The organism is Streptomyces sp. NPDC056144 (assembly GCF_042264145.1).
In the GTDB taxonomy this organism is placed as follows: Bacteria; Actinomycetota; Actinomycetes; order Streptomycetales; family Streptomycetaceae; genus Streptomyces.
In genome coordinates this window covers 1-19810 of record NZ_JBHJVF010000013.1, presented here as the reverse complement: position 1 = coordinate 19810, position 19810 = coordinate 1, and the positions used below count along the sequence as shown (strand labels likewise).

The 19810-nt window shown below is 72.7% G+C and carries 19 protein-coding genes and 1 tRNA gene; 10 read left to right on the top strand and 10 right to left on the bottom strand.

Annotated elements, in window-relative coordinates:
* The first annotated feature begins 65 nt into the window (after positions 1–65).
* The 3 genes from ACFC0Z_RS29435 (at position 66) to ACFC0Z_RS29425 (ending at position 1880) form a co-directional block, all read left to right on the top strand.
* Positions 66–1004: a metallophosphoesterase gene (locus ACFC0Z_RS29435; protein ID WP_376444212.1), complete on the top strand. Its 939-nt coding sequence runs from the start codon at positions 66–68 to the stop codon at positions 1002–1004.
* A gap of 17 nt (positions 1005–1021) precedes the next feature.
* On the top strand, positions 1022–1768 hold the full coding sequence (locus ACFC0Z_RS29430; RefSeq protein WP_376444210.1) for a Pr6Pr family membrane protein: 747 nt from the start codon (positions 1022–1024) through the stop codon (positions 1766–1768).
* Positions 1769–1806: 38 nt separating this feature from the next.
* Positions 1807–1880 (top strand) — tRNA-Pro (locus tag ACFC0Z_RS29425).
* A 120-nt stretch (positions 1881–2000) separates the two neighbouring features.
* On the opposite strand, the gene ACFC0Z_RS29420 is transcribed toward ACFC0Z_RS29425, so the two are convergent.
* Positions 2001–2783 carry a GNAT family N-acetyltransferase gene (locus ACFC0Z_RS29420; RefSeq protein WP_376444208.1) on the bottom strand — a complete coding sequence of 261 codons (783 nt, stop codon included), beginning with the start codon at positions 2781–2783 and terminating at the stop codon, positions 2001–2003.
* 128 nt (positions 2784–2911) lie between these two features.
* Between ACFC0Z_RS29420 and ACFC0Z_RS29415 the strand changes: the two genes are divergently transcribed.
* Positions 2912–3397, top strand: a complete 486-nt coding sequence (locus ACFC0Z_RS29415; protein ID WP_376444206.1) for a carboxymuconolactone decarboxylase family protein — start codon at positions 2912–2914, stop codon at positions 3395–3397.
* 6 nt (positions 3398–3403) lie between these two features.
* Here ACFC0Z_RS29415 and ACFC0Z_RS29410 read toward each other — a convergent pair whose 3' ends face one another.
* Positions 3404–4282 carry a glycosyltransferase family 2 protein gene (locus ACFC0Z_RS29410; protein ID WP_376444203.1) on the bottom strand — a complete coding sequence of 293 codons (879 nt, stop codon included), beginning with the start codon at positions 4280–4282 and terminating at the stop codon, positions 3404–3406.
* Between the two features lie 190 nt (positions 4283–4472).
* On the opposite strand from ACFC0Z_RS29410, the gene ACFC0Z_RS29405 reads away from it, so the two are divergent.
* The gene (locus tag ACFC0Z_RS29405; protein WP_376444201.1) at positions 4473–5600 is read left to right on the top strand and encodes a serine/threonine-protein kinase; all 1128 of its coding nucleotides are present in this window, start codon (positions 4473–4475) and stop codon (positions 5598–5600) included.
* Between the two features lie 21 nt (positions 5601–5621).
* Here ACFC0Z_RS29405 and ACFC0Z_RS29400 read toward each other — a convergent pair whose 3' ends face one another.
* Positions 5622–5903 carry a hypothetical protein gene (locus tag ACFC0Z_RS29400; RefSeq protein ID WP_376444198.1) on the bottom strand — a complete coding sequence of 94 codons (282 nt, stop codon included), beginning with the start codon at positions 5901–5903 and terminating at the stop codon, positions 5622–5624.
* A gap of 140 nt (positions 5904–6043) precedes the next feature.
* On the opposite strand from ACFC0Z_RS29400, the gene ACFC0Z_RS29395 reads away from it, so the two are divergent.
* Positions 6044–7894, top strand: coding sequence for an alkyl/aryl-sulfatase (locus tag ACFC0Z_RS29395; protein WP_376444195.1), 1851 nt, complete (start codon positions 6044–6046; stop codon positions 7892–7894).
* A 16-nt stretch (positions 7895–7910) separates the two neighbouring features.
* Here the strand turns inward: ACFC0Z_RS29395 and ACFC0Z_RS29390 are convergent, their stop codons facing one another.
* Positions 7911–8915 (bottom strand): YdcF family protein, encoded by a 1005-nt coding sequence (locus tag ACFC0Z_RS29390; protein WP_376444192.1) that lies wholly within the window; start codon positions 8913–8915, stop codon positions 7911–7913.
* Between the two features lie 98 nt (positions 8916–9013).
* On the bottom strand, positions 9014–10396 hold the full coding sequence (locus tag ACFC0Z_RS29385) for a tetratricopeptide repeat protein (RefSeq protein ID WP_376444189.1): 1383 nt from the start codon (positions 10394–10396) through the stop codon (positions 9014–9016).
* A 312-nt stretch (positions 10397–10708) separates the two neighbouring features.
* Here ACFC0Z_RS29385 and ACFC0Z_RS29380 point away from each other — a divergent pair, with 312 nt between their 5' ends.
* A complete protein-coding gene (locus tag ACFC0Z_RS29380) occupies positions 10709–11737 on the top strand; it encodes an Lrp/AsnC family transcriptional regulator (RefSeq protein ID WP_376444187.1) in 1029 nt (342 codons plus the stop codon).
* Between the two features lie 68 nt (positions 11738–11805).
* On the top strand, positions 11806–12105 hold the full coding sequence (locus ACFC0Z_RS29375) for a DUF6191 domain-containing protein (protein ID WP_376444184.1): 300 nt from the start codon (positions 11806–11808) through the stop codon (positions 12103–12105).
* Here ACFC0Z_RS29375 and ACFC0Z_RS29370 read toward each other — a convergent pair.
* Complete coding sequence (locus ACFC0Z_RS29370; protein WP_376444181.1) at positions 12083–12913, bottom strand: class I SAM-dependent methyltransferase; 831 nt, start codon at positions 12911–12913, stop codon at positions 12083–12085. The genes ACFC0Z_RS29375 and ACFC0Z_RS29370 overlap by 23 nt on opposite strands.
* Before the next feature lie 62 nt (positions 12914–12975).
* Here ACFC0Z_RS29370 and ACFC0Z_RS29365 point away from each other — a divergent pair, with 62 nt between their 5' ends.
* Positions 12976–14802: a prolyl oligopeptidase family serine peptidase gene (locus ACFC0Z_RS29365; protein WP_376444178.1), complete on the top strand. Its 1827-nt coding sequence runs from the start codon at positions 12976–12978 to the stop codon at positions 14800–14802.
* Between the two features lie 23 nt (positions 14803–14825).
* Positions 14826–15566 carry an SURF1 family protein gene (locus ACFC0Z_RS29360; protein WP_376444175.1) on the top strand — a complete coding sequence of 247 codons (741 nt, stop codon included), beginning with the start codon at positions 14826–14828 and terminating at the stop codon, positions 15564–15566.
* Positions 15567–15623: 57 nt separating this feature from the next.
* Here ACFC0Z_RS29360 and ACFC0Z_RS29355 read toward each other — a convergent pair whose 3' ends face one another.
* The 4 genes from ACFC0Z_RS29355 to ACFC0Z_RS29340 all read right to left on the bottom strand — a co-directional run.
* On the bottom strand, positions 15624–17033 hold the full coding sequence (locus ACFC0Z_RS29355; protein WP_376444172.1) for a hypothetical protein: 1410 nt from the start codon (positions 17031–17033) through the stop codon (positions 15624–15626).
* Positions 17030–17806 (bottom strand): SigE family RNA polymerase sigma factor, encoded by a 777-nt coding sequence (locus ACFC0Z_RS29350; protein WP_376444169.1) that lies wholly within the window; start codon positions 17804–17806, stop codon positions 17030–17032. The genes ACFC0Z_RS29355 and ACFC0Z_RS29350 overlap by 4 nt, the downstream gene beginning before the upstream one ends.
* Positions 17807–18069: 263 nt before the next feature.
* A complete protein-coding gene (locus ACFC0Z_RS29345) occupies positions 18070–19149 on the bottom strand; it encodes an aspartate-semialdehyde dehydrogenase (protein WP_376444166.1) in 1080 nt (359 codons plus the stop codon).
* A partial coding sequence (locus tag ACFC0Z_RS29340; RefSeq protein ID WP_376444163.1) for an ACT domain-containing protein occupies positions 19146–19810 on the bottom strand: 665 nt, incomplete at its 5' end. The genes ACFC0Z_RS29340 and ACFC0Z_RS29345, both read right to left, overlap by 4 nt.

The window sequence follows — 19810 nt, the reverse complement described above, 5'->3', positions numbered from 1 at the left end:
TGTGGCAGGTGCCCCGCCCCGCCCGCCCGCGCATTTACCCTCCGTGGGTCTGCGACGATGGGGGGATGCGCGCACGGTACGGGATCCCCCTGAAGGTCACGGCAGGCCTCACGGCCACGGCAGCGGCCGGAATCGTCTACGCGGCCGGAATCGAGGCCCGCTCCTTCCGGCTGCGCCGGGTGACCGTTCCGGTCCTCCCGCGCGGCATGCGCGACCTGCGGGTCCTTCAGGTCTCCGACATCCACATGGTCGGCGGCCAGGGCAAGAAGCGGAAGTGGCTCCAGTCCCTCGCGGGCCTGCGCCCGGACTTCGTCGTCAACACCGGCGACAACCTCTCCGACACGGAGGCGGTACCGGAGGTCCTGGACGCGCTCGGCCCGCTGATGGAGTTCCCGGGCGTGTACGTCTTCGGCTCCAACGACTACTACGGCCCGCGGCTCCGCAACCCCGCCCGCTACCTCCTGGAGAAGGTCCAGGGCCGGCACGGGCTCAACGGCAACAAGCCGGTCGTCGGCGCCGTCCACAACCCGTGGGAGGGCATGCGGGACGCCTTCGACGCGGCCGGCTGGGTCAACCTCACGAACACGCGCGGGCGCCTCAAGCTGCCCGACGCGGAGATCGCCTTCACCGGCCTCGACGACCCGCACATCAAGCGCGACCGGTACGAGCGGGTCGCCGGCGGCCCCGACGCGTCGGCCGACTTCACGGTGGGCGTCGTCCACGCCCCGTACCTGCGCGCGCTCGACGCGTTCACGGCGGACGGGTACGAGCTGGTCCTCGCCGGGCACACGCACGGCGGGCAGCTGTGCGTCCCCTTCTACGGGGCGCTCGTCACCAACTGCGACCTGGACACCGACCGCGTGAAGGGCCTGTCGACCCACACGGCGGGCGGCCGGACCTCGTACCTCCACGTCTCGGCCGGCTGCGGCACCAACCGGTTCACCCCGGTCCGCTTCGCCTGCCCGCCCGAGGTCACGCTGCTCACGCTGACGGCGCGCGCCTGACGTCCTACGGTGGGGGGATGATCACGCCCCAGCCACAGCCCCGGTCCGCGGCCGTGCCGGCCTCCGCCGTCATACCCACCGCCCGGCGCCCCTTCGCGGCGGCGTTCCGGGCGCTGATCGCCCTGAGCGCGGCGACGGGCATCGTCATCGAGTGCGTCCTCGGCAGCCCGCTCGTCGTCCTGAGCTTCTTCACGATCTGGTCGAACATCCTGGTCGCCGTGGTCGTCGGCTGGAGCGCCGTACGCGCCTGGACCCGCCGTCCTCCGCTGCCTCCGGTGTGGACCGGCGGGGCGCTGCTCTGCATCACGGTGGTCGGCCTCGTCTTCCACCTGGTCCTCGACAACCCGTCGAGCCAGTTCAACCAGGCGGCCGCGATCGACGCGCTCACCGGCGGGAAGGCCGTCGCCAACCAGCTGCTCCACACCGTCTCCCCGATCGGCGTGGCGCTCGACTTCCTCCTCCTCACCCTCCCCGGCGCCCTCCGCCGGCGCCACGCCGCCCAGTGGCTCGCGGCCCCGCTCCTCTACTTCACCTTCGCCCTGATCCGCGGCGCCCTGCTCTCCCCCGACGCCCCGACCCGGTACACGTACCCCTTCATCGACGTCGCCGAGCTCGGCTACGGGGAGGTCCTCCTCAACGCGGTGGTCCTCGGCGCAGCCTTCTACGCCCTGGGTCTCGCCATCGTCGGCCTCGACCGCATCCGACCTGCGGTGCGGCTCTCCCGAAACCGGATTTCGCCTCAGCGCGCGCGTGGGCTAAAGTAATCGATGTCGCCGCGACGTGAAGAACAAAGCAGCGACATCGGGGTGTAGCGCAGCTTGGCAGCGCGCTTCGTTCGGGACGAAGAGGTCGTGGGTTCAAATCCCGCCACCCCGACAGCCGTAACAGCAGGTGAGGCCGGTACTGATTCCAGTACCGGCCTCACCTGTTTCTGTGTGCCGATGCCCGCCCCCTCCGCCCGCTTCTCGTGCGGTGCGGGCGGAGGGGGCGGCGGGCTCAGTTCGCGGCCGGGGGGCGGGACCACCAGGTTGCGGGGGACGCGGCCGTGTAGCCGAGGGACTCGTAGAGCGGGCGGCCCAGTTTCGAGGCGGTGAGGGTGGCCGGCAGGGGCGTCAGGTGGGCCAGGGAGCCGAGCATGACCGCGCGGGCCACTCCGCGTGACCGGAAGGCCGGGGGCGTCGCCACCCAGTAGTGGCTCGCGAGGCCCTCGTCGGTCACCGTGACCCCGGCTCCCGCCGGTACGCCGTCGATCGACGCGACGAACACGTCCACGCCCGGCTCCTCGACCAGCGCCGCCGGGAAGAGTTCGCCGGGGCGGTGCGGTGCGAAGCCCGTCAGCTCGAAGCCCTCGATCACGATCCGCTCGGCCGCCGCGAGGTCCTCGGGGCGTTCCGCCCGGGCGACGTCGAGTGCCGGTGCGGCGGCGGGGCCGGGGCCGCGGAACATCACCGGCATCTGCCAGCTGCGCATCCCCAGGTGGTCCAGGTCGGTCGCGTCGAAGGGGTCCTCGACGTTCACCGGGCCCGCGGCCCGGCGCACGAGCGAGCTCAGCCCGGCACGCTCGCCCACGTCGAGGTCGGGCTCCTGGATCAGGATGCGCAGTCCGGCGCGCTCTCCGCCCTCGACCGCGAGGAACCCGCGCTCGCGGATCACCTCGTGGCCCCGGCTCCGGCCGGTGGCGGCCCAGAAGGCCGCGGAGTTTCGGGCCTGGCGCCTGGGCGCCTCGGCGGCGGTCAGGGCGGGCGTGGACAGGTCGGTCTGGTGGGGTCCCCGTGTCATGGGGCCACCGTAGTTCGCGATCTTGGTCTGGGACGGGCCATTTCCTTGGCGTCGTCCGCTGTCACATCCGGCTCTCGCGGTCCGTCAGAGGGGTGAAGGCATTCACCAGTGATTGAGAGGACATGATCATGGCTGCTTCGGTCCCCACCTCCCGGCTCTCCAACCCCCTCCGCCTCGTCCCCGAGCTCGGCCCCGTGGCCGGCGCGCTCTACAAGGCCGTCGGCAACGGAGCCGTACCGCAGGGCACGATCGACCTGCTCCAGCTGCGCGCCGGGCAGATCGTCGGGAACACGTACCTGACCGTCATGCACACCGAGAGCCTGCGGAAGGCCGGCGAGGCGGAGGAGCGGATCACCGCCGTCGCCTCCTGGCGGGACGCCCCGTACTTCACCGCGGCCGAGGCCCTCGCCCTGGAGCTCGTCGAGGCCGTACTCCTGCCCGCCGCGCACGGCGAGCGGGTCCCCGACGAGTTGTACGCCCGCGTCGCCGCGCACTACGACGAGAAGGCGCTCACCACGCTCGTCCTCGCCATCGGGCAGGTCAGCTTCTTCGTCCCGCTCGCCCTCGTCGGCAAGCCGCTGCCCGGCGTCAAGCCGTCCGAGCAGTGGACCTGAGCGGCCTCAGATGATGGGCGGGCGGCCCAGCCTGGTCATGCGGACCACCGTCGACCAGCGCATGGGCCGCCGGGGGCCGCACGGGCGGCGGACGCCCTCGGCGAAGCCCGCGCACCAGGACGCCAGGCCGGGGGCGGAGCGCGTACGGGCCAGGGTCAGGAGCGTCCAGACCGCGAGGTAGACCGGGACCAGCGGGACCGGGAGGTTCCGCTTGGCCAGCCAGACGCGGTTGCGGGCCGTCATCCGGTAGTAGACGGAGTGCCGGGCCGGCGAGGTCTTCGGGTGCTGGAGGAGGAGCTCGGGGGCGTACACGACCTTCCAGCCCGCGTCGAGCGCCCGCCAGGCGAGGTCCGTCTCCTCGTGGGTGAAGAAGAAGTCCTCCGGCCAGCCGCCGATCTCGTCGAGCATCCGCATCGACAGGCCGTGGCCGCCGCCGAGGAAGGTCGTGACCTCGCCGCCGCGCATCGGGTCCTTGGCGCCCAGGCGCGGGACGTGGCGGCGCTGCGTCTCGCCCGTCTCGTCGGCGATCCGGAAGGAGACCACGCCGAGAGCCGGGTCCGCCTCGTACAGGTCGCCGAGGCGGCGGAAGACGTCCGTGTCGACGAGGAGGCCGTCGTCGTCGAGGTCCACGACCACGTCGACGTCGCCGAAGCCGCGCAGGGTCTCGATGGCCACGTTCCGGCCGCCCGACACGCCCCGGTTCTCCGGCAGTTCGACGCCGTGGACGCCGTCGGGAAGCTCGGGGAGGGTGCCCACGCCGTTGCCGATGACGACGATCCGGGCGGCCGGCTCGTCCTGGCGCGCCACGGCGTCCAGCAGGGCCCGCAGCTCGGTGGAGCGCGTGCCCATCGTCAGTACCGCCACACCCATACGCGGTCGTGCCACGACCCACTCCGTCCGACGATCGTCGAGAGCGCTCGACGGCCCTCCCGGGCGTGATGCTAGCCGCCCGAAGACACCCTCCGTTCACCCAGCTCTCACCTTGGAGGGGGCGGGCGGCGAGCGGGTCCCGGCGACGGCTCTACGCTGGTCACCTTGCTTCTGGTTGATCGATCGTCGAAAGGGTGGTCTCCCGGTGCTGGTCGCGGACCGATATCGGCTTCATGTGTGTATCGGCCGGGGCGGCATGGGCGAGGTGTGGCAGGCCACCGACGAGGTCCTCGGCCGGCCCGTCGCCGTGAAGCTGATGCTCGGTCACGGCACGGACCCGTCCGCCGCCGACCGGTTCCGCCTGGAGGCGCAGACCGCCGCGCGGCTGAGCCACCCGCACGTCGTCGGCGTCTTCGACTTCGGCACCTGGGACGGAAAGCTCTTCCTCGTCATGGAGTTGGTCGACGGCGACAGCCTCGCCGGCGACCCCTCCCGCCCGATCGCCCTGCCCGCCGAGCGCGTCGCCGTGGTCGCCGCGCACGCCGCCGCCGGGCTCGCCGCCGCGCACCGGCAGGGTGTCGTGCACCGGGACATCAAGCCGGGGAACCTCCTGGTCGACGCCCAGGGCACCGTCAAGCTCGCCGACTTCGGCATCGCCCGGTTCGTCGACGACCCCTCGGGCGCGCTCACGACGACCGGTCAGATCGTCGGCACGGGGCTGTACCTCGCCCCCGAGCGGGCCCTCGGGCAGCCCGCCTCCTCGGCCTCGGACGTGTACTCGCTGGGCTGCGTGCTCTACCAACTCCTCACCGGCCAGACGCCGTTCCGCGCCGACACGGCCACCGCCCTGCTCTACCAGCACATCGACACGCCGCCGGTGCCGCCCAGCCAGGTGGGGGTCGCGCTGCCGCCCGCCTTCGAGGCGTACCTGCTCGGTCTGCTCGCCAAGCAGCCGGAGCAGCGGCCCTCGGCGCAGGCGATCGCGGACTGGTTCTCGTCCGGAGCGTGGCGGGGGTATCCCCAGCCCCAGGCGGCTCAGCAGCCGCCCGTGCATCGGCCGCCGGCACATCAGCAGCCGGTCCACCAGCCGCCGACGCATCGGCCGCCGGGGCACCAGCCGCCGCCTTCCCCTGTCCCGGCTGCCGCTCCCTCTCCTGCTCAGGCCGCTCCCGTCTCCCGTCGCCGCGAGCCCGCCCCCGCCGTCGGGTCCGCCGTCGGGAACGTCACCGGCGGGCTCGCCGCGCTGTCCCGGCGGCGGCCCCGCAAGACCGCGGCCGTCGCCGGGGCCATCGCGTTCGTCGTCTTCCTGATCATCGGGATGTCCCTGATCTGACCCGCCGCGGGACCTCTCTGTTCAGTACAGCCTCGGCGCCATCACCTGCGGATCCCCGTCCCCCGTCGCGAGCAGCAGGCAGCGCGGTACGCCGGGGCCCGGCGTCGCCCGTACGGACACGGGGGTCGGCGGGTCGGTCGGCAGCTCGATCGCGACGGTGACGGGCCGGTCGTCCCTCGTCGTGGCGTACCCGGTCTCCTTGCCGTCGACGAGGACCTCGACCACGGGCGCGTGCCCGGTCTGGACCGTCGCGGAGATCGAGTGCCCCAGGTAGTCGATGTGGAAGTGGTGGCGTCGGCTCATGAGTCACCTCCGTGCCTACTCCCAGGGTAGGTACGGAGGTGCCGCACCGCCCCTTCTCCGAAGTGCGGTCGTAGTAGCCCGGTGTTCAGATGGACGCGTACGGCTACCTTGCGCACGCGCGGAAACGGAGCACCCGGTACATGAGCGAGACCCTGCCCTCCTTCGACGACACCACCGACTTCGACAACGCGGACCGGGGCTTCCTCGGCGCCCTCGTCCCCGGCGTCGTGACGAACGCGGAAGGCCGTGTGGTCTGGGACAACGACGCGTACGACTTCCTCAAGGCGGAGTGCCCGGACACCGCCCACCCGAGCCTGTGGCGGCAGGGACAGCTGTGCTCGCGCCAGGGCCTGTACGAGGTCACCGCGGGCATCTACCAGGTGCGCGGCCTCGACATCTCGAACATGACGATCGTCGAGGGCACCCGCGGCGTGATCATCATCGACCCGCTGATCTCCACCGAGACGGCCGCCGCCGCCCTCGCGCTCTACAAGGAGCACCGCGGCGACCGTCCGGTCACCGGCGTGATCTACACCCACTCGCACGGCGACCACTTCGGCGGCGTCCGGGGTGTGCTCCCGCACGGTACGGAGGAGGGCGTGCCGATCCTCGCTCCTGCCGGCTTCCTGGAGCACGCGGTCAGCGAGAACGTCTACGCGGGCACCGCGATGACCCGTCGGGCGAGCTTCATGTACGGCGTCGGGCTGCCGAAGTCCCCGGAGGGGCAGATCGGCGTGGGTCTCGGCCAGGCCACCTCCACCGGCACCATCAGCCTGATCCCCCCCACCGTGGACATCACGGAGACCGGTCAGGAGGAGACGGTCGACGGCGTCCGGATCATCTTCCAGATGACGCCGGGCACCGAGGCCCCGTCCGAGATGAACTTCCTCTTCCCCGACCACCGCGCCCTGTGCCTGGCGGAGAACGCCACGCACAACATGCACAACGTGCTCACCCTGCGCGGCGCCGTCGTCCGCGACTCCCGGATCTGGGCGCACTACCTCGACGAGGCCATCGAGTACTTCCACGGGCGGTACGACGTCGGCTTCGCCTCCCACCACTGGCCCACCTGGGGCCACGACAACGTGGTGACCTTCCTGTCCGAGCAGCGCGACCTCTACGCGTACATGCACGACCAGACGCTCCGGCTGCTCAACGCCGGTCACACGGGCGTCGAGATCGCCGAGCTGATCGAGCTGCCGCCGGGCCTGGAGAAGTCCTGGCACGCGCGCGGGTACTACGGCTCGCTCAGCCACAACACCAAGGCGATCTACCAGCGCTACCTGGGCTGGTACGACGGCAACCCGGCCCACCTGTGGGAGCACCCGCCGGTGGCGCTCGCGCAGCGGTACGTGGAGGTCGCCGGCGGCCCCGTCGAGGCGGTCGCCAAGGCCCGCGCGTACGTCGAGGACGGCGACCCGCGCTTCGCCGCCACCCTCCTCAACCACGTGGTCTTCGCTGACCCGGACAACGAGGAGGCGAAGCAGCTCCTCGCCGGGGTGTACGAACAACTCGGGTACGGCGCCGAGAACGCGACCTGGCGGAACTTCTACCTGCGCGGCGCCCAGGAGCTCCGCGAGGGCGTCATGGGCGACATGGTCGACGTGACCAACCCCGAGATGGCGATGGCCCTCACCGTCCCCATGCTGATCGACTCCGTCGCCATCGCGATCGACGGGCCGCGCGCGTGGGACGACGACCTGGTCATCGACCTCGTCCTGACCGACGGCGGCGAGGGCGGCCCGACCGGCGCGGGCGAGCGGCGGCGGCTGACCCTGCACAACGGCGCCCTCACCCACCGGGTGGTCGCCGAGCCCCGCACCCCCGCCGGGCTGACGCTGACCCTCGGCAAGGCGCAGCTCCTCGGCCTGCTGGCCGGGAAGAGCCCGTCGGAGCTCGGGGTCGGCGCGGAAGGCGATCAGGCGCTGCTCGGGCGGCTCTTCTCGTACGTCACCAAGCCCGACTCCGGCTTCCCGATCGTCACGCCCTGAGGAGGCACCTCGTGCGTCAGCGCGTCCACCACACCAAGCACCCCAGCAGGATCAGCATCAGGCAGATGCCGAGGTTGACCACCTTGTACTGGAGGAAGACCGCGGCGAACTCGCGGATGGTGGCCGACGGCCAGAAGTAGGCGGCGGTGGGCGAGCCGACGACCTGGCCGTCCACCCCCACCTTGCGGGCCATCAGGGCGGCTCTGAACGCGTGGAAGTTGTTGGTGACGATCACGCAGGAGGAGCCGGGCCGCTCGGCCTCCATCAGCTCCTTGCTGAACAGCATGTTCTCCTCGGTCGTGCGCGAGCGGTCCTCGCGCACGACCGCCTCCGCCGGGAAACCGCGCTCCACGAGGTAGTCCGCCATCGCGTGCGACTCGGGCAGCTCCTCGTCGGGCCCCTGGCCGCCCGAGGCGATGAGCCGGCGCGTGCCGCCGCGCGCGGCGAGCATCTCGTACACCTGCCGGCCCCGGTCCAGACGGCTCGCGAGGAGCGGCGGCACGCGGCGGCCGCCGATCAGGCCGGAGCCGAGGACGATCACGTAGTCGGCGTCGCGGCGGATCCGCATGCGGCCGTAGAGGAACGCGTACCCGACGAAGCAGAGGAACAGGAACGACACGTAGCCGACGACGAGCAGGGTCGTGCCGGCGATCAGGCCGAGCGCGCGCGAACTCGTCAGGAACGCGGCCACCATCAGGCCTATGACCCCGAACATGCCGAGCCCCGCGAGGAGCGAGAGCAGGTTCGCCGGGCGTCTGCCCTCCTTGCGGACCATCTTCACGCCGTTCGCGCAGAGCAGTCCGGCGAGGACCACCGGGCCGAGGCCGAGCACGAGCAGCAGCAGGATCATCACGGTCTCGGAGAGACCGGGCGGGCCCGCGTCGATCCCCAGGATGAGGCCGATCCCGAGGAAGGTCACGGCGAGACCGAGATAGACGGCATTGCCGAAGCGGCGCCGGTCGCGCAGCACACCGGCCCCGAAGAGCAGCAGGAACACGGCGGCTGCGACGAAGGCAAACATTCCGACATCGTAGACATCGTGACTGACATCGCGACTGACATCGCGACGAACATCGCGACAGACATCGCCGCTTCCCGCGGGGCCGGTGCGCGTGGTTCCTACGCCTCGCGCGCCAGGTCGAACAGGCCGAGCCGCGCCCCCTCTTCGTACGCTCTGCGCAGTTCCTGGGCGCCGAGCCGGGCGCGCAGCAGGGTCTCGCTGCGGTCCCTGGCCGACGAGCAGTACGCCGCGGGGCGGTAGGCCTCGTCGAAGACGGAGGCCCTCAACAGGTCGGCCGCGCCCAGGAGATGGGCGGCCGAGGTCGTCCGGCCGACCATGACCCGCATCTGGGCGAGGAGTTCGGCCGCGGAGGCAGCGCCGACGACCGTGCCCATCGACAGGTGCGCGCGCAGCGCGCGCCGGGCGTGCTCGGCGGCTCGCTCGCGTTCGCCGTCCCAGGCGAGGAGCTCCGCGCGCGCGTGGTGCGCCCAGGCGTCGGCCCACAGGTCGCGCCCGGCCCAGGCGCGCCGCGGCCCGGGATCGAGGGCGGCGCGGTCCAGGGCCTCCTGCGCGGCCTCCGGGTCGGTCCTGCTGAGGCAGAGCGCGAGGGCGACCCAGCACAGCTCCCTGCTCGGCCCGAACTCGGCGCAGTCGTCCATCTGGGAGAGCGCCTCGCGGAACTCGGCCGCCGCCTCCCGCGTACGGCCCCGGAAGAGGGCGGTGGAGCCCCGCAGGTGGGCCAGGAGCGCCAGGCAGCGGTCGTCGCCCTCCCGTACCGCCGCCGACCAGGCCTGGACGAGGAGGGGGTCGGCGTCGTCCGGGCGGCCGGACTCCAGCTCCAGGTAGGCGGCGAGCCACAGGGCGCGCGCGGGCAGCGGGCCGGGGTGCAGGGAGAGGGCGTGCCGCAGCCGGGTCCTGCCCTCGGCGATCCGCCCGCAGGCCACCCACAGGAACCAGAGGGAGACGGCGATCTCGACGGACGTCTCGGCCTCGGCGCGCGGGGAGATCGGCGCGGTCGTCGGGTCCATGGCGGCGACCAGGTCGGGGAGTTCCCGCAGGGCGAGGTCCCTGGCGTCGGTCTGCCGGCCGCTCTGCCACCAGTCGGCGGCCCTGCGGGCGAGCTTCACGCACCACCTCCGGTGGTGCAGGACGACGGCCCAGCGGTCGCCGCGCGCGGTGAGCCGTCGCGCGCCGACGGCGCGCATGGGGTGCGGCATCCAGTAGCGGGGGGCGCCGTCCTCGCCGTCGAAGAGGTCGTCGACGGGGAGCAGCGCGAGGGGCGCGAGGCGGTCGAGGACGTCCTGGATCGTCTCGGCGGGGAGCGTGCCCGAGGCGCAGACCTCGCGGACGGCGTCCCGCCCGAAGGCGCCCTCGAATACGGAAAGCCGCTCCCAGAGGAGTTTCTCGGCGGGGCCGCACCGCGCGTATCCGCGCTCGGCGGCGTTCAGCTGGTCCGGGCTGACGGGTTCGCCCCACAGGAGTTCGGCATCCGGCGGATCCACCCGTTCGGGAATCCGTACGACCCCCGCAATCTCCACAATCTCCGCAATTCGACTGTGCCCCCTGCCCCCGCTCTTCGTCTGATTCCCCGTACTGCTCGGGTTCCCTGGATTCCCCATGTGCCCCATGGATTCCATCCCCCGTACCATCCTGTCCTGTTCTGTTCTGTTCTGTTCCTGTCCATTTCTGTGACTTATGCCTGCCTTAATGGCGAACAATCGCCACTCCGGCTTGAATGCATATGCCCCAGTCCACATCCTGGAGCGGCCTGGAGCCCATACCCAAGGTTTCCCAGGGATCGGCCAAGGAGGCACATGCATACCGGGGAATCCGTCCTGGGAGAAGCGGATCTGTCACTGATCCACGCATTGCAGATCGCTCCGCGCGCGAGCTGGACCCAGCTCTCGGCCGTCCTGGGACCGAGCCCCGACACCCTCGCCCGCCGCTGGGAGCACCTCACGGCGGGCGGCTGGGCCTGGAGTTCCCTGCTCATCGCGCACGACGACACGATGCTCTACGCCTGGGTCGAGATCGAGTGCGTCGCCGGAGCCACCGAGGCCACCGCGGTCGAGCTCTCCGGCGACGCGTACACCCTCGGCGTCCACCAGGTGACCGGCGACGCCGATCTGGTGCTGCTCGTCGTCTGTCCGAGCCTCCCCGCCCTCGACACCTACCTCGCGGGCCGGGTGCGGCGCCTCGGCGGCGTGCTCCGCTCCCGCACGCAGGTCGTCACCCGCATGCACAACCGCCCGTACCGGTCGCGGATCGAGCAGCTCCCCCCGGGCCAGATACGGCTCCTCGCGGAGACCACCAGCGGCGACCGGCGGGCCCACGTCCCCGGCCGCCCCCAGCCGATCTTCTCCGACCTCGACCGGCGGCTCGTCGCGGAACTGGCCGGGGACGCCCGCCGCAGCGCCGCCGAGCTGGCCCGGCAGTGCGGGACGAGCGAGTCGACCGTACGGCGCAGGCTGGACTCCCTGATGGCGGGCGGCGCGCTGCACCACCACTGCCTGCCGGCGCCGAGGTTCTCCGGGCGGCCCGTGTGGGCCCTGGTCACCGGCGACATCCCGCCCCTCGAAGTGCCGGAGACCGTGGCGGCGCTGACCCGGCTGCGGCACAGCCGGGTGATCACCTCGGTCACCGGGCCGCACAACATGGCCATCGCGATGTGGCTCCGTACGGTCGAGGAGCTGCACGAGGTGACGGCGACGCTCGTACGGACCGCCCCCGCGCTGCGGATCACGGGCACCCTGGTCGCGCTGCGCACGCACAAGATCGGGGCGCAGGTCCTCGGGCCCGACGGACGGCGGATGCACCACGTACGACCCGACGCGAGGCCCTGACGGAGGCCCTGACGGAGGCCCTGACAGAGGCTGTCACTCCCGCGAGGGCCCGTGTTTTGATGGACGGCATGGAGTTCGCCGTGTTCGTGACCCTGCCCGGCCTCGTCATCCTGCTGACCGTGATCGCCTTCGCCGATCAGCTGCTGCGGGCGACCGGACGCGGCAAGCGCACCGGCCAGGTCTCCTCCACCGGCTTCGAGCAGCTGCACGCCACCTTCTCGCCGGGCAAGCAGAACGAGCTCAAGCAGCGGCAGAGCTCCCTCGTCATGCGTGACGACGAGGAGGACGGCGCGCCGCCCCACCACTCCACGGTGGATCTGAAGGGCGGACGCGCCGTCATCAGGCTCACGCCGGGCGCGACGCCTTGATCGAGTACATCATCGGGATCCTCGGCCGGTCGGCCGGGAAGCGGTAGTAGCCGTCCTCGTGGCGCTGGAGCGCGCCGTAGCGCGGGAACAGCGTGGCGTCGTGCTCGTGGAGGAACTCGATCCGCAGGCCCGCCTTCGCGAGGGCCGTGACGACCTCGCCGACCGGGTGCACCCACTCCACGCTGCGGTTGTGGACGGTCTCGGCGTCGAGCTCGGCGTACGTGCCCGGCGTGGTGTCCACCCACGGATCGCGGACGAAGTAGTCGTGGACGACCCGGCTGCCGGTCTCGTCGTCGAGCGAGTCGACGATCGGGTGGAACTCGGCGACGTACAGGAATCCGCCGGGGGCGACCAGCGAGGCGGCGGTCTCCGCCCAGCGGTCGATGTCGGGCAGCCAGCACAGGGCCCCGAGGCCGGTGTAGACGATGTCGTACGAGCTGTCCGGGACGGCCTCGGCCGCGTCGTACGCGTCGGCGGCGACGAAGGCCGCCCGGTCCTGCGAGAAGCCGAGGTCGGCGGCGAGCGAGCGGGCGGTCTCGACGGCGGGCTCGGAGAAGTCCAGGCCGACGACGCGCGAGGCGCCGTGCCGGGCCCAGGACAGCGTGTCGAGGCCTATGTGGCACTGGAGGTGGAGCAGGGACCGTCCGGTGACGTCGCCGACCTCCGTGAGCTCGAAGTCGCGCAGGGCGTCCTTGCCGGCGCGGAAGGAGTCGAGGTCGTAGAACTCGCTGGCGGCGTGGATCGGGACGCGCTCGTCCCAGCGGGCGCGGTTGGCCTCGTGCCAGTCGTCGGGGGTCGGAGAGTACATGGCGGCGAGGTTATCCACAGGTTGCGGACAGCGCGACCGGATTGTCTGCCGGGCGGAGCATGATGGGGGCCATGACCGAGAGCAAGGATTTCGAGGAGACCCCCGCGTGGGAGCAGCGGTTCCGCGCGCCGCGCGTCTCCCTGCCCGAGTGGGCCGAGGAGGCCCCTGACCGTTCGCTTTTCGTCTCCAACGCGACGGGGACGTACGAGCTCTACGCCTGGGACCGGGCGACCGGCGGGCAGCGGCAGGTGACGGACCGGCCGAACGGGACGACGGAGGGCACGCTGTCCCCGGACGGCGCGTGGATCTGGTGGTTCGCCGACACCGACGGCGACGAGTTCGGCGTGTGGATGCGCCAGCCCTTCGACGGCGGCCCCGACGAGCCGGCCGTGCCCGGCCTCGACGCCTCCTATCCGGGCGGTCTCGCGATCGGCCGGGAGGGCACGCTCGTGATCGGCCGCTCCACGGACGAGGACGGCTCGACGGTCCATCTGGTCCGGCCGGGGGCCGCCGCGCCCGTGGAGATCTACCGGCACCGGGAGTCCGCCGGGGTCGGCGACCTCGCGCACGACGGCTCGCTGGTCGCGATCGAGCACACCGAGCACGGGGACGCGATGCACTCGGCGCTGCGGGTGCTGCGGGCGTCCGACGCGAGCGTGGTCGCGGAGCTCGACGACACCAAGGGCGGCACGGAGGAGCTGGGGCTCGCGGTCCTCGGCTTCGCCCCGGTGGCGGGCGACACGCGGCTGCTCGTGGCGCACCAGCGGCGCGGCCGCTGGGAGCCGATGCTGTGGGACGTGGCGACGGGCACGGAGACGGACCTCGGGATCGACCTGCCGGGCGACGTGTCGGCGGAGTGGTACCCGGACGGGTCCGGGCTGCTGATCGTCCACGGCTTCGAGGCCCGCAGCGAGCTCTTCCGGTACGAGATCGCCACGCGCGCGCTCGTCCGGGTGGAGACCCCGGCCGGTTCGGTGTCGAGCGCGACCCCGCGGCCCGACGGCAGCGTGGAGTACCTCTGGTCCTCGGCGGCCGAGCCGCCGGTGGTGCGGTCCACGGACGGCGGGATCGTCCTCGACCCGCCCGGCCCGAAGGCGCCGCCGTCGCTGCCCGTGGGGGACGTGTGGGTGGACGGGCCGGGCGGCCGGATCCACGCGCTCGTGCAGCGGCCCGCCGCGGGCGAGGGGCCGTTCCCCACGATCTTCGAGGTGCACGGCGGTCCCGCCTGGCACGACAGCGACGCCTTCGCCTCGGGCCCGGCGGCCTGGCTCGACCACGGATACGCGGTGGTGCGGGTCAACTACCGGGGTTCGACCGGATACGGCCGGGAGTGGACGGACGCGCTCAAGCACCGGGTCGGCCTGATCGAGCTGGAGGACATCGACGCGGTCCGCGCATGGGCGGTGGAGAGCGGCCTCGCCGACCCGGCGCGGCTGGTCCTCTCCGGCGGCTCCTGGGGCGGCTATCTGACCCTGCTCGGCCTGGGCACCCAGCCCGAGGTCTGGGCGGTCGGCCTCGCCGCCGTCCCCGTCGCGGACTACGTCACGGCGTACGAGGACGAGATGGAGGCCCTCAAGGCGCTGGACCGCACCCTGCTCGGCGGCTCGCCCGAGGAGGTGCCCGAGCGGTACGCGGCCTCCTCCCCGCTGACCTACGTGGACGCGGTGACGGCCCCGGTGCACATCTCGGCCGGCGTCAACGACCCGCGCTGCCCGATCCGGCAGATCGACAACTACGTGGACAGACTCGCGGCCCGGGGCGCGGTCCACGAGGTGTACCGGTACGACGCGGGCCACGGCTCGCTCGTCGTGGAGGAGCGGATCAAGCAGGTCGCCCTGGACCTGGCCTTCGCCGCGAAGCACCTGGGGACCCGGCCGACGGACGGCTGATCCGGCACCCGTACCGTGGGGGTGTGTACCGGTTCCTGAAAACGCCCCGCTGGTGGGGGATCAACGTCTTCGTCCTCCTGGCGATCCCGTTCTGCGTGTTCATGGGCACCTGGCAGCTGGGCAAGTTCGAGGACCGCGTCGACACCCACCGCGAGGCCGAGGACCGGCCCGCCGCGGGCTCGACGGCGGCCGCGCCGCTGGACTCGCTGCTGCCGGTCGACAAGGAGACCTCGGGGCGGTCGGCCGAGGCCCGCGGACGGTACGGGGAGCAGTTCCTCGTCCCCGACCGCGCCCTCGACGGCCGCACCGGGAGCTACGTCCTGACGCTCCTCAGGACGGACGAGGGCCGGTCGCTCCCCGTGGTCCGGGGCTGGCTGCCCGAGGGCGCGAAGGCCCCGGCGCCGCCGGCCGGCGAGGTCACGGCGGTGGGCGCGCTCCAGGCCTCGGAGACGCTCGGCACCAAGGGCGTGCACGCGGAGGGCGGGCTGCCCGAGGGCCAGATCGGCATGATCAGCGCGGCCTCGCTGGTGAACGTGGTCTCGGAGGACGTGTACGACGCCTGGATCACCCTCGCCGACGCCCCCGCGGGCCTCACGCCGGTCCCCGCGGCCGCGGCACAGGGCACCGGCCTGGACGCGAAGGCCTTCCAGAACCTCGGCTACACGGCGGAGTGGTTCGTCTTCGCCGGCTTCGTGCTCTTCATGTGGTTCCGCCTCGTGCGCCGCGAGGCGGAGGCCTCCCGGGACGAGGCGCTGGGCCTGTAGCCCGACACCCCGCCCCGCCCGCGCCGGCCCTACCCCCGCTCGCGTCGCCTCTCCGGCTCAGGAGCCGGCGATGAGCCCCGTACGGTAGATCGCCCCGGCGCAGGCGTTGGGGATGGTCACCGAGGCGCCCGGGCCGCCGGGCTCGGCGGTGTGGCTGACCACGACGCTGCCGTCCGCCGTGCCGCCGGCGTCCGTGAGGAGCTGCGGCGCGAGGCCGCCCTCGCCGCCGACGGGCGTCTGCGTCTCCGTCCCGGCGTCCGTGCTCGCCGAGGGCTCGACGGTCGCCGTCGGCGCCGTCGTCGGCGGGGTGGTCGGCGGAACCGTGGGCGGCTGCGTCGTGGGCCCCGGGGTCACCGGCGGGGTCGTGGGCGGTGCCGTCGTCGGCTCGGTGGTCGGCGGCGGCGTGGTGGCCGTCGGGCAGGTGCTGCTCGGCACCCAGGCGAACCTCACCGTGTAGGAGCCGCCCGGCGCGAGCACGGTCGCGTACGACTCCCCCGTGGTGTCGGGCAGGCCGGTGCCGTCTCCCGGGGTGTGCGGGTGGACCTCGATACGCGCCGGGTCGGCGGCGCCCACGGCCGCGTAGCCGACGACTCCGCCGCCGTTGACGACGCAGCGCTCCGCCGAGACGTTGGCGATGCGGAACGAGCCGTAGACCCTTCCCTCGGCGCCGGGGCCGCCCACCGACGCCGAGGCGACGCCCAGCTGGGAGGGCGTGCAGGGCGCGGTGCCGCCGAACACCGGGATCTTCGACGCGGAGGAGCTCGCGGAGGCCGCGCTGTCCTTCGGCGTGGGCTGCCGCGTCGTGCCCGGCGTCCCGTCGGCCTCGGAGTCCGGCCGGGGGGAGACCGTGGTGGCCGGGCCCTTGGTGGCGGCCTTGCCGCCCTCGACGCCCGTGTCGGCGCCGGTACCGCCCTGGGCCGCCTCGCCGTGACCGGCCTTGGCGGGGTTGGCGGCGACGCCGCCGGAGTTCGCGACGTGCACGAAGGCCGGGACGGCCGTACCGACGAGGACGGCCGCGGCGGCGGCGCCGACGACGGCCTGCCGCCGGCGGGCGCGCCGCGCGGGCACGGCACGGCGCAGGTGGTCGAGCGTGCCGCCGGCGGGTTCGAGCCCCGCGACGGCACCGTGCAGCAGCCGCCGCAGCGCGAGCTCGGTGTCCCCATCGCCACCGAGACCTCCGGGACCACCGAGACCGCCGAGACCTCCGAGACCTGCGAGACCGCCAGGACCGCCGAGACCGCCGAGGTGCTCAGGGTCCCCGGAACCGCCGAGGTCCCCGGAGCCGCCGGACCCGCCGCCGTGCTCGCCGTCGGCCCCGTTGTTCAGCATCCGTCGCCCGCTCAGCTCGTCGTGCCCCTCTGGGACGTCACGCCCACCGCGGTCGTCACGCCCACCGCGCTCGTCGCGTCCGCCGTACTCGTCGCGTCCGCCGTACTCGTCGTGCCCACCGTGCTCGTCGTGGCTCATACCGTCGCCTCCATCGCGACGCGCAGCGCGGCGATGCCCCGCGAGCCGTACGCCTTCACCGAACCCAGCGATATCCCGAGCGTCTCCGCGACCTGGGCCTCCGTCATGTCCGCGAAGTACCGCAGCACGAGCACCTCGCGCTGCCGCCGCTGGAGCCCCTTCATCGCCTTGATCAGGTCGTCCCGCTCCAGCTGGTCGTACGCCCCCTCCTCCGCGCTCGCCATGTCCGGCATGGGCTTGGAGAGCAGCTTGAGGCCGAGGATCCGGCGCCGCAGCGCCGAGCGGGAGAGGTTGACGACCGTCTGGCGCAGGTACGCGAGCGTCTTCTCCGGCTCGCGGACCCGCTTGCGGGCCGAGTGGACGCGGATGAAGGCCTCCTGCACGACGTCCTCGCAGGAGGCCGTGTCGTCGAGGAGGAGCGCCGCGAGACCGAGCAGCGACCGGTAGTGGGCACGGTACGTCTCGGTGAGGTGGTCGACGGTGGTGCCGGGTGAGTCCGCGCCTTCGGCGCTCGCGCGGGGGGCGGGGATGCCGTCCACCGTCGCGTTCGTACGGGGTCCTGCGGGGACGGGCGCGATCACCGGCAGGCCGCCGAGTCCGCGTGCCCGGCCGAACGGGAGGAGCACGGCGCCCCTGGCCGGCGCGTCCGGCGCGCTGCGTACGGGAACGGCGACGCCGCCCCGCACGGGCACGGGAGTGCCGCTCCGCACGGGGAGCAGCGCCCGGCCGCCGCGCAGCGGGGCGAGTGTCGCGATGTCGAGTACCTCTGCCACGTCTGTTGGACTCGTCTGACCCGGCCGGGGTTGTACGCGCACGTCACCGAATTCGCCGGTGACCCGATTGTCCTCATGCGTAACCGTTCTCCCCCGATGCCCTGCTTTCACCGCGTGTCCGCGCCACGCGGTCGTGGGTGAACGCAGAGACGCGACCCGCCCAACTACTGGTTGCAGCGAGGGGGAAGTGCATCGTCAGCCACGACATCACCGCAGTTCAAGAGCGTTCTGACGCATTATTGATCACAAGTCGTTCACAGAAATCACATGTTCCCGACAAACGAGGCGGCGATCTGCTCGGCGACCTGGAGGGCGTTGAGGGCGGCGCCCTTGCGGAGGTTGTCGGCGCAGACGAAGAAGTCGAGCGCGCGCTCGTCGTCCATGGACCGCCGGACCCGCCCGACCCAGGCCGGATCGGTCCCGACGACGTCGGCCGGGGTGGGGAAGTCGCCCGCGGCGGGATCGTCGACGAGGACGACCCCCGGCGAGGTCGCCAGGACCTCGTGGGCGCGCCCGACCGTGACGGGGTGCTCGAAGCGGGCGTGCACGGAGACGGAGTGGCCGGTCACGACCGGCACCCGCACGCAGGTGGCGGCGATCCGGAGACCGGGCGTCCCGAGGATCCGCCGCGTCTCGTCCCGTACGCGCTCCTCCTCGGAGGAGGCCCCGTCCTCGCCGGCCGTGCCCGACCAGGGCAGGACGTTCAGCGCGAGGGGGCCGGGGAAGGGGCCGGTGCGCTCGCCGACGGCACGGCGTACGTCACCGGGCTGCGTGCCCAGGTCACCGCCGCCGGCCACCAGGCCGAGCTGCGCGCGGAGCGCTTCCACGCCCGCCCGCCCGGCACCGGCGCCGCTCGCCGCCTGCTGGGCGGTGACGACCAGCTCGGCGACGCCGAACTCGGCGTGCAGCGCGCCCACGGCCGCGATCAGCGCGAGGGTGGTGCAGCCGGGGCTCGCGACGATGCCCCGGGGGCGTACGAGCGCCGCGTGGGCGTTGACCTCGGGGACCACGAGCGGCACGTCGTCGTCGTGCCGGAAGGCGCCGGAGGTGTCCACGACGACCGCGCCCTTCGCGGCGGCGACCGGCGCCCAGCGCGCGGCGACCGCCTCGGGCACGAGGAACAGCGCCACGTCGACGCCGTCGAAGTACTCCTCGTGCTCGGGAGCGAGCGCGAGGATCTCGCACTCCTCCCCGCGCACGGAGGTCTTGCGACCTGCCGAGCGCGGGGAGGCGAGGAGGCGTATCTCGCCCCAGACGTCCGCGTGGTGCGTGAGCATCTGGAGCATCACCGAGCCGACGGCTCCGGTCGCACCGACGACCGCGAGCGTCGGCTTCGACGTCATCGGCCGGTGCCTCCATAGACGACGGCCTCGTCCGAGTCGCTGTCCAGACCGAAGGCGGTGTGGACGGCGCGCACGGCCTCGTTCACGTCGTCGGCGCGGGTCACGACCGAGATGCGGATCTCGGAGGTCGAGATCAGCTCGATGTTCACACCGGCGTCGGAAAGCGCCTTGAAGAAGTCGGCGGTGACGCCGGGGTTCGTCTTCATACCGGCGCCGACCAGCGAGATCTTGCCGATCTGGTCGTCGTAGCGCAGCGAGTCGAAGCCGATCGTCGACTTCGCCTTCTCCAGCTCCTCGATCGCCTTGCGGCCCTCGGCCTTGGGCAGGGTGAAGGAGATGTCCGTGAGGCCCGTGGAGGCCGCGGACACGTTCTGCACGATCATGTCGATGTTGATCTCGGCGTCCGCGATGGCGCGGAAGATGGCCGCGGCCTCGCCCGGCTTGTCCGGGACGCCGACGACGGTGATCTTCGCCTCGGAGGTGTCGTGGGCGACGCCCGAGATGATGGCCTGCTCCACCTTGCGGTCCCCTTGCGGCTCGTTGCTGACCCACGTGCCCTGAAGTCCCGAGAAGGAGGACCGGACGTGGATCGGGATGTTGTAGCGGCGTGCGTACTCGACGCAGCGGTGCAGCAGCACCTTGGAGCCGGAGGCGGCGAGCT